Origin of the sequence: Paenibacillus sp. UMB7766-LJ446 (assembly GCF_030226665.1) — a bacterium.
GTDB classification, from domain to species: Bacteria; Bacillota; Bacilli; order Paenibacillales; family Paenibacillaceae; genus Paenibacillus; species Paenibacillus vandeheii.
On sequence record NZ_JASOYM010000018.1, the window covers coordinates 101,725 to 117,786 of the forward strand.

Annotated in this window: 11 protein-coding genes; all 11 read left to right on the top strand. The window is 46.5% G+C overall.

Annotated features, from left to right (window positions below; translation table 11 throughout):
* Positions 1-206 precede the first annotated feature (206 nt).
* Entirely contained in the window at positions 207-1,079 is an 873-nt protein-coding gene (locus QP794_RS30440) for a chitosanase (protein ID WP_285080523.1), read from the top strand.
* A gap of 87 nt (positions 1,080-1,166) precedes the next feature.
* Entirely contained in the window at positions 1,167-3,755 is a 2,589-nt protein-coding gene (locus tag QP794_RS30445) for a metallophosphoesterase (protein WP_285080524.1), read from the top strand.
* A 350-nt stretch (positions 3,756-4,105) separates the two neighbouring features.
* Positions 4,106-5,527: a 3-isopropylmalate dehydratase large subunit gene (leuC, locus tag QP794_RS30450; protein WP_285080539.1), complete on the top strand. Its 1,422-nt coding sequence runs from the start codon at positions 4,106-4,108 to the stop codon at positions 5,525-5,527.
* Positions 5,528-5,559: 32 nt separating this feature from the next.
* On the top strand, positions 5,560-6,177 hold the full coding sequence (gene leuD / locus QP794_RS30455; RefSeq protein WP_024630591.1) for a 3-isopropylmalate dehydratase small subunit: 618 nt from the start codon (positions 5,560-5,562) through the stop codon (positions 6,175-6,177).
* A gap of 274 nt (positions 6,178-6,451) precedes the next feature.
* Positions 6,452-7,858 (top strand): N-acetylmuramoyl-L-alanine amidase family protein, encoded by a 1,407-nt coding sequence (locus QP794_RS30460; protein ID WP_285080527.1) that lies wholly within the window; start codon positions 6,452-6,454, stop codon positions 7,856-7,858.
* A gap of 258 nt (positions 7,859-8,116) precedes the next feature.
* Positions 8,117-9,526 carry an N-acetylmuramoyl-L-alanine amidase family protein gene (locus QP794_RS30465; protein ID WP_285080530.1) on the top strand — a complete coding sequence of 470 codons (1,410 nt, stop codon included), beginning with the start codon at positions 8,117-8,119 and terminating at the stop codon, positions 9,524-9,526.
* A 35-nt stretch (positions 9,527-9,561) separates the two neighbouring features.
* Positions 9,562-10,245: a GerMN domain-containing protein gene (locus tag QP794_RS30470; RefSeq protein WP_285080532.1), complete on the top strand. Its 684-nt coding sequence runs from the start codon at positions 9,562-9,564 to the stop codon at positions 10,243-10,245.
* 72 nt (positions 10,246-10,317) lie between these two features.
* The gene (locus tag QP794_RS30475) at positions 10,318-13,056 is read left to right on the top strand and encodes an S-layer homology domain-containing protein (protein WP_285080534.1); all 2,739 of its coding nucleotides are present in this window, start codon (positions 10,318-10,320) and stop codon (positions 13,054-13,056) included.
* Positions 13,057-13,219: 163 nt separating this feature from the next.
* Complete coding sequence (gene nth, locus QP794_RS30480; protein WP_024630586.1) at positions 13,220-13,915, top strand: endonuclease III; 696 nt, start codon at positions 13,220-13,222, stop codon at positions 13,913-13,915.
* A gap of 23 nt (positions 13,916-13,938) precedes the next feature.
* The gene (locus QP794_RS30485; RefSeq protein WP_024630585.1) at positions 13,939-14,211 is read left to right on the top strand and encodes a hypothetical protein; all 273 of its coding nucleotides are present in this window, start codon (positions 13,939-13,941) and stop codon (positions 14,209-14,211) included.
* 294 nt (positions 14,212-14,505) lie between these two features.
* The coding region (locus QP794_RS30490) for a dynamin family protein (RefSeq protein ID WP_285080536.1) at positions 14,506-16,062 on the top strand (1,557 nt) is incomplete at its 3' end.

Sequence of the window (16,062 nt, forward strand, 5' to 3'; positions counted from 1 at the left end):
AGAGAATACGTGCTGTTCAGACAAACTTTTTGAGATAAGCTTGAAATGAATTTACCAAGTGTTGGAAAAAGGAGGGGTGTCATACTCAGATGTTTGAGGATAAGGTTCATAAGGTTCCCTGCTGCCAAAAGTTAAAGCGCTTATACTATTAAAATAAGGGAGAGATTGCGGTGCTTAATTCAACGAATAATAAGGTTTTTAAGAAGATGAAATTTTCATTGTTGATCCTGCTCAGCTTTTCAATTATCTTTTCTTATGGCTCTCTGTCCAATGCGTCTCAACAGAAAAGTTATGCGGCAGGGAACCCTGATTCTAATTTCTCACCGGCAACACTTCAATTCTTGCGTGTCAACACAGGACTGGATGGTGAGCAGTGGAACAATATTATGATGCTTGTCAATAAACCGGAGCAGGACGATCTGAACTGGACCAAGTTTTACGGATATTGTGAAGATATCGATGATGACCGCGGTTATACGATTGGAATATTTGGTGCGACTACAGGCGGCTCAAATGACACCGGTCCTGACGGTCCAGACCTGTTCAAGGAATATGACGCTGCCAAAGGCGCGAGTAATCCTTCGGTTAATGGCGCCCTGGCCCGGATCGGTGTCAAGGGTTCGATGAAAGGGAAAATACTCGAAATCAATGAAAGCGAAAAGAGTTTCTGCAAAAAGATCGGCAATTTGCAAAATGATCCCGAGTGGAGAGAGGCTATGTGGAAAACGTTCTACAATGTCTATATTAAGTACAGTGTCGATCAGGCCCGCAAACGAGGCTTTAACTCGGCATTAACGATTGGTTCCTTTGTGGACGCAGCGCTGAACCATGGAGCGACAGGCGGTTCCGAGACCCTACAAGGGCTTTTGGGTAAATCAGGAGGCAGCACGGATGAGAAGACTTTCATGACCAAATTCTATAAGGAACGGACCAAGATTGTGGATACGAATGACTACAACTCTCCTCCTAACGGGAAGAATCGTGTAAAGCAGTGGAGCAATTTGCTGAATATGGGTGAGACAGACCTGAAGAACGCAGATTCGGCAGTACGTCAAGTTACCGACTGGGAACTCAAGTAACAGGAATGCAAGGGTAGCAGAACCGCCGTTCTTCTCGGTAGCTGCGGTTCGATGAAAGTGAGTTTAATGAAGAGGGAGATGGGCCGAATGGATAAAAACCAATCTTATCTCAAAAACAGATTTTCCAAGGTGATCAGTCTAATGGTTATAGGTATGCTGCTTGCGATGGAGTTGACCGGTTTTGTCTCAGCAGGAAGGGAAGGAAATGAGGAAGATCTTGCAAGCGAAGCAGCTGCAGTTCAGGAAACGATTGCCCAGTGGATTTTTAAAGACAAAGGTGAGAACGGAATATTTCCGGCTACCGGCGGGGTATATCAGACAGCTTCATCCATTCGTGATGTAGGAACAAATACAGATGCATACACCTATGAGTCAGGTGAGAACAGTGTACGCAACCAGGGTTGGCATGAAGGAACGGGCGTTAAATACTGGCTTGCCACGCTCTCAACCAAAGGCTTCGAAGGTATCTTCCTCTCTTCACAGCAAACTTCTTCAAGTACGGGACCCAGGGATTTTAAGGTACAATACAGCACGAATCAGCAGGAATGGACAGATGTTATGGGCGGTAAACTGGTTCTTGCCCAGAACAATTTTAATTGTGCCAATAATTCCTGCAAATTAACGAACCTCGCTTTGCCTGCGGGAACAAACAATCAAGATGTACTCTATATCCGCTGGGTGGTAGACTCTGTGAAAAGCGTAAGCGGAGGAACGGTATCCAGCTCAGGCTCAAGCAGAATCAAGGATGTAGTCATTAAAGGAACACGCAGCAGTGGCGAACCTGGGGACACTCCCACACTTGAGGTAAGCAAAACTCCCGCTTCAGGAGCTGCAGATGTTTCTCTTAACGCAGAGATCACAATAAAGTTTAATAAAGCGATCAGTCTCAACAGTGGTTATCAAGTTGTAATCACGGAAAACAGTGCGCCTCTTAACAACATCTCAGCCTCGCTCCTCGATCAAGATACGATTAAAGTCAGCCACCCTAATTTTACTGCCGGCAAAACTTACAAGGTGACCATCCCTAAAGAGCTTCTTAAGGGGACAATGGACGGCCGGACACCCGACAACGATATTACCTGGAGCTTTAAGACAAAGTCTCAGGACACCGGCAACAAAACACCAACGCTGCTGAACATGACTTTTAATGGGGATCCAAAGACGAGTATCGCCTTTGATTGGTATACAGCCGAAACCGTCAGAGGTACAGTAGTGCAAGTGGTAGAGGCTTCCAATGCGGGAGGAAGCGAGTTCCCGGAACAACTGGCGACTTCCTATGAGAGAAGCTCAACAGTTATTGAAACCTTAATGACGTCAGGAGACAGAAGTTCCAAGAAGTATAAAAAGTTCGCCAGTCATAAGGTTATCGCAAGCGGTCTCAAGCCTGGAACCAAGTATATGTACCGGGCTGGTAACGGTGATGCGGACGGCTGGAGCGAGACAGGTTCTTTTACCACGGACAAAGCGAATAATCAGGATTTCCATTTCCTCTATGTAACCGACACCCAAGGCTCAAGTAAATCGAATTTCGATCTGTGGCAGGATACTTTTAAGAGAGCTATTGAGAAAACAGTAGATCCCAAGTTTGTTCTTCTTACAGGGGATCTAACGGATGACGGTGATCTGGAGCAGCTGTGGCAGTGGTTCTTGGGTGTGCCGAAGAAAGAATTTGCCAATGTGCCATTTGCGCCGATCATCGGCAATCATGAGATAGAGGATTATCCGAACAATAACTTCTATAACCATTTTAATCTTCCAAAAGATGTCGGAACGGGTGCGCATGACGGGTCGGTGTATGCTTTCGAATACGGCGATGCCTTGTTCATGCAAATCAATTCCCAGTACGAAGGGGAGGTCAAGCCTTACAAAGCGGATATTCAATTCACGAAGCAATTGGAATGGATGCGGAATCAGGTGGCAAAGACCGACAAGAAGTGGAAATTCGTCTCTATGCATAAGGGAGCTTATTCTTCAGGGGATAATGCTTCAGCAGAAAGTGAACGGGTAGAATTTTACCGAAAATATCTGATTCCTGTATTTGATGAGCTGGGTGTGGATATGGTGTTTGAGGGACATGACCATATGTATATGAGGTCTTTTCAAATGCTGAACAACGTTCCAATTAAGAATGTCATTACCGATGAGCAGGGAAATGTGCTGAATCCTAAAGGGACTGTATATCTAATGGGTAACTCGGCCGCTTCGAAATTCTATGCTCTTAATCCAGACGCAGACACGTTTTTTGCAGCAAAAAACGATCAGCCCAACAAGAAAATGTTCGTGGATGTTTCCATTACAAGCGATGTGCTGAAATTTACATCCTACACAGCAGTTAAAGATAAACCTCTTGCCGTTTATGATGCTTACAGTATTAAACGGACTGACGTCAGACCCGGCACAGTTCAAAATGCAAGCGCAGTAAAACAGTCAGGGAACCGTGCAGTTCTTTCGTGGAAAGCTCCAGCAAATAGCCCCGAGCCGGTGCGAGGTTACCGGATTTACGAAAAGAATGATAAAGTCAGCACGAATTGGAGCGTGTATGTACCGGCTGTAAGCGGTCAGACGAGTTACAGCTATACATTAAACGGCATCGATTCTTCCAAAGCCTACAATTTCGTTATCAAAGCAGTAGGGACAAGAAGTAATTCGCTTCCAGCAGAGGCAGGAATGCAATGAATGGATAGATATGGGGAATACGCACGTATGGAACAGGCGAGATGTAGTTATAGCAGCCCTGGTAACAGGGCTGCTTTTTTCTATTTTGCATAAAAAGCATTGACAGTGAAGAAGCTGGACCGTAGTATAAGACTTATATGATAATGATAATTGTTATCAATTGAAACCTCCGCGTATAGCTGTGGTTTATTTGCTTTTGCCTCATTATAGGTTAAACCTATTACATCTATAGATATTATATCTTGGAACAATGAAGGACAGGGTGATATATTTATGTCATTCAAGAGCTTCACTTTTAGAGGAACAACGTAGGCTCTTCCAAGGACCGAACTTATGATGAGGTGAAAATGATGAGTAAAAAAACGATGTTTGAGAAAATTTGGGAAAATCACGTGATTCATCAGGAAGAAGGCAAACCAAGCATTTTGTACATCGATCTGCATCTGGTGCATGAAGTAACATCGCCACAGGCGTTTGAAGGTCTGCGTCTGAGCGGTCGTAAAGTCCGTCGCCCTGAACTGACGTTTGCAACAATGGATCACAACGTTCCAACGAAGGATCGCTTCAACATTACGGATCCAATTTCCAAACAACAAATCGACACACTTTCACAAAACTGCCGTGACTTCGGCGTAAAACTGTATGATCTGGATACCATCGATCAAGGTGTTGTACACGTTATGGGACCTGAACTGGGCCTGACTCATCCAGGTAAAACAATTGTATGTGGCGACAGCCACACATCCACACATGGTGCATTTGGTGCACTCGCATTCGGTATCGGTACGAGTGAAGTAGAGCATGTTATGGCAACCCAATGTTTACAGCAAGCCAAAGCCAAAACAATGGAAGTTCGTTTTGTCGGCAAACGTAACCCGGGTGTAACCGCGAAGGATATGATTCTCGCAGTCATCGCCAAATACGGTACAGACTTTGCTACTGGATATGTTATTGAATATACGGGTGAATCGATCCGTGAGCTGAGCATGGAAGAGCGTATGACCGTCTGCAACATGTCCATTGAAGGTGGAGCAAGAGCGGGTATGATTGCTCCGGATGAAACCACATTTGAATATCTGCGTGGACGTGAATACGTACCTGCCGATGGCAAATTCGATGAAGCGGTTGCTGCCTGGAAAGAGCTTGTAACTGACGAAGGTGCTGAATTCGACCGTATCGTTGAAATCGATGTGGAATCATTAATTCCGCAAGTAACTTGGGGTACTAGCCCAGGAATGGGAACCGACATTTCTTCGAAAGTTCCTGTCCCGGCTGAACTGCCAACAGAAAACGAACGTAAAGCAGCTGAAAAAGCGCTTGAATATATGGGCTTGGAACCTGGAACACCGATCTCCGAAATTCCGGTTGATTATGTATTTATCGGTTCATGCACCAATGGACGGATTGAAGATCTGCGTGCTGCTGCACAGGTAGCCAAAGGCCACACCGTATCCAGTAATGTTACAGCGATCGTTGTTCCAGGCTCGGGACGTGTTAAAATTCAGGCCGAAAAAGAAGGTCTGGATAAAATCTTCACAGACGCTGGATTTGAATGGCGTGATGCAGGGTGCAGTATGTGTCTGGCAATGAACCCGGATGTATTGAAACCAGGACAACGTTGTGCTTCGACTTCCAACCGTAACTTCGAAGGACGTCAGGGACGCGGAGGACGGACTCACCTCGTATCTCCTGCAATGGCGGCAGCAGCAGCGGTTAAGGGACACTTCGTAGACGTACGTGACTGGAATTTCAAAACGGAAGCAGCTATCTAACAAAGGAACGGATTGAAGGGAGAACGAATGATATGGATGAATTCAAAACACTGCAAGGCATCGTTGCACCGGTAGACCGGGTCAATGTAGATACAGATGCAATCATTCCGAAACAATTTTTGAAACGGATCGAACGGACCGGATTTGGACAATTTTTGTTCTACGAATGGCGTTTTGACGAAGAGGGCAACAACAACCCTTCCTTCGAAATGAATAAACCTCGCTACGAAGGTGCATCTATTCTGATCTCACGCGCTAACTTTGGCTGTGGATCTTCCCGTGAGCATGCTCCATGGGCGATTATGGATTACGGATTCCGTTGCGTAATTGCACCTTCTTATGCCGATATCTTCTACAATAACTGCTTTAAGAACGGGATCTTGCCGATCAAGCTGTCCGAAGAGCAGGTAGAAGATCTGTTCCAGCGTACAGCGACACATGAAGGCTATGAGATGAATGTGAATCTGGAAAACAAAACGATTACAGATGCTTACGGGCTGCATATTGATTTTGATCTGGATGAGCATCGTCGTCAATTCCTGTTGCAAGGACTGGACGATATTGGTCTCACACTTCAACATGATGACGAAATAGCAGCTTACGAACAACGCCATGCAGCTAAATTGTTTGGACAAACGGCCTCAGTCTAATCTTTCATCTGTACTTCGTATATCAAACCTCCAATCGTGCAGGGAACTTCACCGTTCCTTGGCTCGAATTGGAGGTTTTTTTGCATTTGCAACGATGCAATTCTGTCTTCGAATTGCAGGGTATTCCGACTAAATATGACAACGTTGTAACCGGATGGAGTGACAATATCTGATAAACTGATTAGTAGATTATGGAAGGGTAGATAGAGTCGAGTGCTGCATCACAGCGAATCAGATCGAAGGTTCAAAAGACAAACAGAATGGTGGTTGATGTATGAAGAAATGGTCGGCAGCAGTCTTTGTTTTTCTGTTCCTGTGTTTATTTCCTGTCATGGCAAATGCCGATTCGTCTCCCTCGATTGTGCTGGACGGTGTGACCATTAATCAACAGTCAGGAGCTCCGGCCGAGAATATTGGCAAAACCGTGATGGTGCCCATCCGAATCGTCTCTGAAAACCTCGGTTATCAGGTGAAATGGGAGAAAGCCACCCAAACCGTTCGTATTCTCAAAGGCAACAGCAGTATCCAGATGACTGCAGGTGAAGATGCTGCCACGGTAAATGGAAATCGGGTAACTCTCGATTCACCGCCTCTTATTAAACAGGGAACTACACTGGTTCCGTTACGATTTGTCGGTGAAGGCATGGGTCTGCGTGTGGGATGGGACAATGGAACCAAGACCGTAAGCCTAGCCAGCATCCCTCCTGTAGCAGATACGGAAAGTGAAATTGACCCCGTGGAAGCTCCTGAGCCGGATGGTCTGTCTGAGCTTCAAAGCATCAGCTTCGGCGGAGATCGTATGATCCTGGCGACGAATGGGAAAATCACACCGAAGATTTCCAGTCTAAGCGGACCCGATCGGATCATCGTAGATCTGCCTGGCACCACATTTGCCAAGGAGTTCATCCAGGGACAGGCTACCAATCCGGATGGCAGCGGAACTCTGTTGGTTACGGATTCATCACTGGTTTCCAAGGTGCGATATGCAGTGTTTAGTCAAACGCCTTCAACGGTACGTGTGGTCCTCGATCTGAGTCAGGTGGCGACCGCCAAATGGTCACTGGGCGAGAACAACGTGTTGCTTGTTGATCTTGCGGTGAGTAATGGAGAATCAACCAGTCAGCCTGCTTTGCCAACCAATGATGGCAAAAAGGTCGTGATTATTGATCCGGGACATGGTGGACGACAGTCGGGGGCCGTCAGTGTGACAGGTGCCTATGAGAAGGACTTTAATTTGGCTGTGGGACTCAAAGTTCAGGCACTTCTACAACAGCATGCGGAGATTCAGACGGTAATTACAAGGCAGGATGACACGGAATTATCCCTGCAGCAACGTGTGGATATCGCTCAACTGAATCAGGCGGATATTTTTGTGTCGATCCATGGAAACAAGTTTACAACCCCTGTTCCCAATGGAATTGAAACGTTGTACAGTCGTAAAGAGAGTAAGGATTTGGCCGACATTTTGCACAAGCATGTGTTGCCGATTACGGGATTTAAGGATCGGGGAGTCAAAACGGCAAGTCTGCATGTAACCCGTGAAACAACGATGCCGGCGGTTCTGCTTGAACTCGGATTTCTGAGTAATCCTGCGGATGAAGCAATGATGCTGACCGAAGAGTATCAGAACAAATGTGCACAGGCCATCGTAGACGGAATTGTTGAATATTTGGGTCTTTAATTAAGGTTGTGCGCAAATATGAAGGTCAGGGTAGTCCGTTGTTTCGAGATGCATAATTGATAAATAAGGAAAAATACAGACAATAAAATGTAGAAAAAGCTTGATTTGACAACGTTTTTTTTCTGTTATGTTGGAATATATTCGCAACTTTTGAGAGTACAGGGCGTCTAATAGGTGTCTGGTAATGCCTCAGTGGTCAGTCGGAGCTGAAGGTGCACAACATGCGGCAAAAAAATATGAGAATGGTAGGGGTGAAGGATGAAGAAGTTCGGTTTTTTGGTACTGTTATTTGTCTTTGGGCTCGTTTTCCCGGGCTATAGTCATGCAGCAGCAGATACGCACATTATCCTAGATGGGAAAGAAATTGTGCAGCCTTCGGATGCCAAGGCGGAAATCATCAATAGCAAAGTGATGGTTCCGATTCGGGTTATTTCGGAGAGCCTGGGATATGGTGTGGACTGGAAACAGGCAACGAGCACCGTGACTATTAGCAAAGACAACACTGCCATGCAGATGATTGTTGGACAGAAGACGGCAACGGTGAACGGCAGTAACGTGAACCTGGATGCCCCGCCACTCGTGAAAAATGGAACCACACTTGTGCCTTTAAGGTTCATTGGTGAGCAAATGGGTCTTAAGGTGGGTTGGAACAATACAACGAAGACGGTAACATTAGTTACCCAGAATTCAGGTTCCGGAAACGGGACAACTACTCCTCCGAACTCTGGTAATGGTGGAGGATCGGATCAGGATGGTCTTGTACTGGTGAACGGCATCAGCTTCAGTGACAACCGCTTTTTGATTGCAACAAGCGGAAATACGAAGCCGAACGTCTTCACGATGACAGGACCCGATCGAATCGTTATAGACTTGCCAAATACCGCATTCGCTGATTCTTTTAGTGAAGGACAAGCTTTGGACAGCAACCAGAATGGACAGCTTGTAGTGAGTGGATATCCGGATGTGTCGAAGATTCGTTATTCCTTGTACAGCAATAGTCCTTCGACCCTTCGTTTTGTCATTGATCTGAGTAATGCCAAGGGTTATGACGTGCAAAGTGACTCTGGTCTGGTTATGATTGATCTGAACAAAGAAGGCACTACAACGCCGCAGCCTCCTGTTGGAAACAACGGCAAAAAAGTTGTTGTTGTAGACGCTGGACACGGTGATCAGGACCCAGGAGCCATCGGTGTAACCGGCAAGAAGGAAAAAGACTTCAATCTGGCAATGGCTCTGAAAGTGGAAGCATTGCTGAAAAAAGAATCCAACATTGACGTTGTGCTTACGCGCAGCGATGATACATTTTTGGCTTTGAGTGAACGAGTAAAGATCGCAGAAAAATTGAAGGCGGATATCTTTATTTCCATTCATGCGAATAGCGGGTCTGCAGCGGCAAACGGTGTGGAGACGTATTACACCCGTTCAAATAGCAAGGCATTGGCTACGGTGATGCACAAGTATCTACTGCAATCATCTGGCCTGAAGGACCGCGGAGTAAAAACGGCAAGTCTCCACGTAACCCGTGAAACAACGATGCCGGCTGTTTTGCTGGAAGCTGGTTTCCTGAGCAACAAAAGTGATGAAGCGGCATTGTTCACTGAAAGTTTCCAGAACAGTGTAGCCAAAGGGATTGTTGCAGGGATCAAGGAGTATCTGGGAATTAAATAAGGGTTCAACCCTTATGATCAGGAGGCGGAGTTAGAATGAACAAAAAATTATGGATTGCAGCGCTGCTGGTAACGGTGATGACAGTTGCTGCTGGATGTGGAAGCAAGCCAACAGCTGCTCCAGCTCCAAATCAGACTCAAGGTGCGGGAACAGAGGATAATGCGTCTGAGGATCAGAATAAGACGGATATTACTGAACCTGTAACCGTGGATCCGGAGGATACAACGACAACGACACCGGGTACCACAGAAGGCAGTACGGAGGGCACAACGACTCCATCGGGTGGAACTACTTCAGAGAAACCTGGAACTTCCGAAAGTAATGAGAAGAAGACCATTGATGTGTACTACACAGATCTGGAAGAGTTGGAATTGCACAAAGCATCGGCAGAACTTTCTTACGCTTCGGATGAAGCCAAGTACAAGGCTGCATTTGCAGCGCTGCAACAAAGCAAGGACGACAAACTCGTTCCCCTTTGGGCGAAAGAAATTGAATTGAAATCGGTTCAGTTCAAAGACGGTGCGCTTACCTTGGATATCCACATGCCGGATACAGCACGTCTTGGTGCAGGTGGCGAAGTGTTTGCCATTGATGCATTGAAGCAAACGTTCTTCCAGTTTGATGAAGTCAAATCACTGGATCTGCTGGTAGACGGCAAGCAATCCGAGAGTTTGATGGGCCATGTGGATCTTGAGCATCCAATGACACGATCCGAATAGCTTGTACAGCATGTTGTTTTACCGTGAATCTGCGGAATATCGGCCGTTTTACATGAGAGAGGGGAATCACAGGTGACTTTTAAATATAACAATTCATCACACTCTAAAAAAGTAGTTTCAGCCGTGCTTGCAGGCATGATGGCCCTTAGCGCCGGCGGAGCTGCCATGGCAGCAGAATCAACAGATACGGGGCAGGGTCAGACTGCAACTGCAAGCAATACAGCTGCACCAACCGGTTTGTTCAGTGATATCAAGGTCGGATACTGGGCTGAGAAACATGTGTACAAGCTGGCCTATCAAGGCATTCTTCTCGGTAACAACGGCCTGTTCCGTCCGGGAGATGCGGTAACGCAGCAGGAAGCTGTGACGATGGCGATCCGTTTTATGAATAAGGAGAACCAGTTGAACGACAGCACGGCTACGGCATTACCGACAAATATGGAAGTGGGAAACTATTTCAAGCCATATGTCGCTTTGGCGCTTCAACTGGGACTTATTGATAAAACTGAAGAATCTACAGTGGATGTGTCCAAAACATCCTGGGGACAAAAACCGGCATCACGTGAATGGATTACGAAATTGCTGATCCGTTCGCTGAACAAAGATGCTGAAGCGAAGGCGCAAAACAATCAATCTACCGGATTTGCGGATAATGATAGCATTTCCGAAAGTGGCAAAGGGTACATCAATCTGGCTGTAAGCCTGGACCTTGCCAAAGGTGTAGATGGCAACAAATTTAATCCAACCGGCTCTGTAACCCGTGCTCAACTCGCAACATTCTTCAGCCGTGGCGAAACGTTAACGGATACGAAGTATCCGAACACATCCACAGGTTATGTTACTGGGTTAAAGGATGGGCAGATCACGTTGGTGGTAGACGGAAAAGCCGTCAACTTTGCAGTGAACAGCAGTACGCCTTACTTTACAAAAGACAGTGAATCCCGTGCGTCGTCTGCGGATGTTAAGCTGTATACAAAAGTTCAGGTTGTAGGCACTACCGGTACGGCTTCTTATGTGGAAGTGGTTGATGCTACACCGCAGGTAGAAAGCGTTGAAGGTACGTTTGCTCGTTCATTGTCAGGTAATAAAATTGGTTTGTTTGTAGGCGAGAATTACGAAACCTACGGCTACGATGAGGCAACGGCATTTATCGATCAAAACGGAAATACAATTAAACTGTCTGATATTACAACAGACAGCACCATTGAAGTGCAGCGTGAGACGTTCTCGGCTGACAAAAAGACAGTCGTTATTCGTGTGAAGTCCGGTATTGTCAACAAAAGTGATAATGGTGTTGTTGCTGAAATAACAACTTCTGCCAAAACCATTAAGCTTACCAATGCAGCCGGAACCACTGAGCAATACACCTATAACGATAATCTGATCATTCGTTATCAGGACCGAATCCTTTCCCTGGCTGAGCTCAAAGCGGGAAGTGCCGTGAAATATACGGTGAAAGACAGCATCCTGCAAACGATCGAATTGTCGCAAGGTGTAGAGCAGTCTTTACGCGGTACACTGGTGGAGATCGGTGGCAACCAATCCACACTGACGTTTAAACGTGAAGGTGGATCGCTGGAAGCGAAGCTGCTGGCAGAAAAGCCGGAAGTGGTCATTAACGGAATTCAGGATGCAACGCTGAATGATCTGATTACAGACGCAACCAATGGAGATCAGGTTGAGCTTACGTTAAATTCTGAAGATCGTGTGACACGCATTCAAGTGATCGGACGTCAGATGGAGCCTATGAACGGGGTTTCCGTTGTATCCTACAATAGCAAAACAAAAGTATTGACGGTTCTCGACAGCAATAAAAAACCGTTTGTGTTCACGCTGGATGACAAAACAAAGCTGGACTACAACACATCAAAGCCAACACTTGCTGGATTGGAGTCTTTGTTGAATGATGGTCGCAAAGTGGATCTGACGTATGTGGGAACTCGTGCGCTATCTGTTAAAGTGATCTACAAATACGAAGGCACAATCAGCAGTATTGATACTTCAGGCAAAAAAATCAGTTTGTTGTCTGGAAGCCAAACGATCACTGTCCCGTACTCTACGGTTCCAACGATTGAGATCTACAACAAATCTGGAGCAAGTCTGAGTGATTTGAAGATCGGCGATAGTGTCACAGTTACACTGGGTTCGAATCAGGACTATGTGCAAAAAGTGGCTTTGAACACCGTTGCTCAATTTGAAGTAGTCTCTGTAGAGACGAATGGTCGCGTTCGTGTAAAATCGGATTCGCTGACAAGTCAGTTTTATGTCGATCAAGCTGTGCTGACTGGAGAGAGCGGTCAGATTATTACGGCATCACAGTTGACAGTGGGCAACTTGATTAACGTAACATTTGAGGGAACTACACCTAAAGTAGTTCAGGTGGTTAAACGCACGCTTGCAGAGGTGACATCTGTCGATGCTTCGTCAGTCACACTGAAGCTGTTTAACGGTCAGAGTGAGACGGTTCCTGTTAGCGGGGCTGTAAAAGTGGTCAAATCGGGATCTACGTTAACCACGCTGAGCAGCCTTACCGTAGGGGACCGTGTTGAAATGACGAAAGATACGGATAATTCGACTCGTTTCAGAGTGTTAACGGTTATGAGCAAGCAGTTCTGGTCTTATGATGGAGTTGGTAATCAGATTTTGGTTAAACGCGAGTCAACTTCGGACACGAATTATCGTTTTGCACTGGGTACAGGCGCATTTGTTCACCAGGGTGACAACACTTTAAGCGTGCAATCTCTCAAAGATAATGATAATATTGTATTGTATCTCCTGAACAACGTTGTTTTCGAGATCCAAAAACAGTAATCGTTTCTTTTCGAGGATCAAAAGAATGACCGTCTTGATGCGGGATCTTTCCCGTATCAGGACGTTTTTTTTGCAAGATTTTTGGGGTCCCTGCAAAGTACTCGAAAGAAGCTTCGAAGTAAGGCTCCACCGCGTGGGGTCATTTTGTGGGAGGTAGCTCTTCATGAATGCAGCCACTGTTAGGCATATACTCGATACAATGGAAGCGATGTTTCCTGATGCACATTGCGAATTAAATCATAGCAATGCGTTTGAACTGACTGTAGCCGTCCTGTTGTCTGCCCAGTGCACCGACGAAACGGTAAACAAGGTAACCGCAGACTTGTTCCAAAAGTACACCAGCCCTGCCGATTATCTGGCTGTCCCTCTCGAAGAGCTGGAACAGGATATCCGGCGTATTGGCTTGTACCGAAACAAGGCCAAGCATATTCAGAACATGTGCCGAATTTTAATAGAGCAGTATGGCGGTGATGTACCGCAGGAACATGATCAGCTTGTGACGCTCCCTGGTGTTGGGCGGAAAACTGCAAATGTTGTGGTATCCAATGCATTTGGAGTTCCGGCAATTGCGGTTGATACGCATGTTGAACGTGTATCCAAAAGGCTGGCACTGGCAGGTTGGGATGACTCCGTACTTGAAGTCGAGAAAAAACTGATGAAGCGCGTACCCCGGGATGAGTGGACTTTAACTCATCATCGGATCATATTTTTTGGACGCTACCATTGCAAGGCACAAAACCCTCAATGTCATATCTGTCCGTTGCTGGACATATGCAGAGAAGGGAAAAAGCGTATGAAAACGTCCCAAATCAGGAAAGATAAGGAACGTGCCACAACCCCAAAACGAAAAATAAATTAATGAGTAGAAGAGGATGAGTAATCATGAAATGCATTTCCGTGTACACTGACAATTTTGAGGCCTTCTCCGATATTTTCGAACAAATCGTTGAACAGGAAATGGCTGAAAACGAAGAAAAAGAAGTAGAAGGTATCACTGTAAGTCATTCTGGCGATGTGCCTGAACATTATCTGGAGCGTATGTCCACGAAACCAGAAGTAGTTGTCATGAGAGACAAAGGTCGTGACATTACGATTTTGCAGCATGGACAAGTATTTGAAATTTTGCTGCCTTCGATGGAGAACGCTGTTTCTTAAGAGATTTGAAATAAGGAGCTGTGCTGCTTCGATGTCCATAGGGTGATCCTTTTGAATGTGATCCCCATGGGCATGGACGCAGCAGGCTTATGGAATACAATCGTTTTGCAGATAAAACCGACAGCATCGGTTTTATTTTTTTATGTGGAGAATAGCCAAGAAACTGTTCTTTTGTCAGCGATCTTGCGATTGACACCGTTCAATTTCAAACTTGATAATGGTAAAATAAATGGATTATAAGATAAAGACATCGGACCAGATGTCAAATTAGAGGAGCCAGGGGGAAGGCCAGTCATGTCCAGAACAGATTACCCAGTAGAGATGGCCAAACCTCTGCTTCCACTGCGAGAAGCAATGGAGCAGACAGGGGACCATACAGCTGTACAGGCTTTAACGGATTTGATCAGTAAGGCGGAAATGAAACAGTTAACGATTGCGTTTTGTGGACACTTCTCGGCAGGCAAATCGAGTCTAATTAATAGTTTATGCGGTAAGCGGGTTTTGCCTTCGAGTCCTGTACCTACAAGTGCGAATGTTGTATCCATCCGTAACGGTGAGCCGAGAGCGCTTATTTATACGTCATCAAACGTAAGCGCTGACAATTCAGGGGGAGTTCTTGAGGTTTCTCCAGAACAATTGGAAGAGTATTGCAAGAATGGCGGGGCATACACCTCCATTGAAGTATGGGACGATATTCCACTACTGAAAGATGATGCGGTATTACTTGATACGCCAGGCGTGGATTCGACCGATCAGGGGCACAGCCTAGCAACACATTCAGCACTACATCTTGCCGATGTGGTGTTCTATGTGATGGATTATAACCATGTACAATCGGAAAGCAACCTTTCTTTTGCCAAAAGTCTATCGGATTGGGGCAAGCCGTTGTTTCTTATCGTAAATCAGATTGACAAACATCGGGAACGGGAGCTTTCGTTTGATCAATATGTTGAAGGTGTAGAAGCTATTTTTGCAGCCTGGGAAGTCCGGTATGATGGTCTGTTGTTTACTTCACTTCGGGACAGAGAGCATCGTTACAACCAGTGGGAGCAGCTTCCTCAACTGATTGAACATATGATGAAGGAGAAGGAAGGGTTAATCAGACACAGTCTTGCAAGCTCGGCGAGCCATGTGACGGAGCAGCATCTGGTAAGACAGGCGGAAGAACGCGAAGAGGAAGAGACTGCGCTCTTGGAGGAAGTTGGGGGCAAGGAAGGCATTGAACGCTTAGAACGGGAGTTGGCTCTCCTGGATCAAAAGGAAGCAGAGCTTCGTTCCAAACGATCGCGTGAACGGGAGAAGTTTCGGGCGGAGTTGGAACCTCTTCTGGCGAATGCGAACCTGACCCCGGCCGATGTTCGCACCTCTGCCGCGGCTTATTTGGAGAGCCGTAAACCAGGCTTCCGGGTAGGCTTATTGTTCTCTGGTGGCAAGACCGAGCAGGAGAAACAGCGTCGTGCTGCTGAGCTTGTGCGACTTTTGCAGGATCAGACCTCAGGACAAGTGGAGGTACATATCCGTACCATACTCAGACAGCTGGGTGAAGCCCATCAGCTGTGGGGCGCTGAGTGGGAGCAGGCGCTGAACGCGGAGCTGCCTGCGGTAGATGAAGCACTTCTGGAGATGAAACGAAGCGCCAGTGCAGAGGTATCTCCCGAGTATGTGCTTCAATTCAGCAAAGATATACGGGGCGAGATTGAGACCCGTTACCGCAGGGCGGCCATGATGCTGGCCGACCGCTTGCTTGAAGCGCTGGGCGCGCAGGGCGAAGCCGCGCTCCAGGCGCTGGACGCCAGCCGCGCAGCGCTGCTGGCGCAATCCGCGTCGGCGGCGCGCTATACGGCGCTGCAG

Excerpts from the sequence above, each read along its gene's own strand:
- QP794_RS30440 (WP_285080523.1), top strand. The coding sequence starts at position 207 with ATGAAATTTTCATTGTTGATCCTGCTCAGCTTTTCAATTATCTTTTCT.
- QP794_RS30445 (WP_285080524.1), top strand. The coding sequence starts at position 1,167 with ATGGATAAAAACCAATCTTATCTCAAAAACAGATTTTCCAAGGTGATC.
- leuC (WP_285080539.1), top strand. The coding sequence starts at position 4,106 with ATGAGTAAAAAAACGATGTTTGAGAAAATTTGGGAAAATCACGTGATT.
- leuD (WP_024630591.1), top strand. The coding sequence starts at position 5,560 with ATGGATGAATTCAAAACACTGCAAGGCATCGTTGCACCGGTAGACCGG.
- QP794_RS30460 (WP_285080527.1), top strand. The coding sequence starts at position 6,452 with ATGAAGAAATGGTCGGCAGCAGTCTTTGTTTTTCTGTTCCTGTGTTTA.
- QP794_RS30465 (WP_285080530.1), top strand. The coding sequence starts at position 8,117 with ATGAAGAAGTTCGGTTTTTTGGTACTGTTATTTGTCTTTGGGCTCGTT.
- QP794_RS30470 (WP_285080532.1), top strand. The coding sequence starts at position 9,562 with ATGAACAAAAAATTATGGATTGCAGCGCTGCTGGTAACGGTGATGACA.
- nth (WP_024630586.1), top strand. The coding sequence starts at position 13,220 with ATGAATGCAGCCACTGTTAGGCATATACTCGATACAATGGAAGCGATG.
- QP794_RS30485 (WP_024630585.1), top strand. The coding sequence starts at position 13,939 with ATGAAATGCATTTCCGTGTACACTGACAATTTTGAGGCCTTCTCCGAT.